Here is a 599-nt window from a genome sequence, read left to right on the forward strand (position 1 = left end):
AAATCCATCAACATCCTTGAGACTATCGTAACAGGGGGTGGCTGTGGCTGGCAGGACTTCCTGCCTTTCAGAGAAGCTCTCCTCCTGTGCATTTTCTCTACACTCGGCATCGTGCTCTTCAATTGCTTTACAGTTCAACATCTCCCTATCTCTAGCCAGAAAAAGTAGCTGTGACGCCCGTACCGTTATTCTTCTAGGCTCAGGAACGATAGATGATAAAGCACCATTTTCGAGATGGTCGGCATCAAGAGCGTAATCGCATAACTTGTATTCATGCCTGACTCTGGGCCGGCAAAGCATTTCCTTTCCGGGAGGAGCATCAAGGAAAATCTCACTGCCATGCCATGTAGGTCGATAGCTTGGAACCCGCCAATACTGATCGCCAACTCTTGCCGATAGATAAGGAAACGAGAAAACACCCACGGATTTTATATGCTTCTGCACTTCGGTATGAAACGACGCCCTTTTCGATACATTTACAGGTTCAACTCCGGGTGACCTCAAAGCACCAATCAACAACTCGATAAACTCTACCGAAAATGCAAATATCCCGTCTAAAGGCTGCTCATGAGACAGGCGACCTACAGAAAGCCCCGAGA

At 47.7% G+C, this 599-nt stretch carries 1 protein-coding gene; it reads right to left on the reverse strand.

All coding sequences use genetic code 11. The features are described from left to right. A partial coding sequence (locus ACN0IC_RS15575; RefSeq protein WP_416879663.1) for a hypothetical protein occupies positions 1-599 on the reverse strand: 599 nt, incomplete at both ends.

Origin of the sequence: Litorimonas sp., from assembly GCA_029936425.1 — a bacterium.
GTDB lineage: Bacteria > Pseudomonadota > Alphaproteobacteria > Caulobacterales > Maricaulaceae > Litorimonas.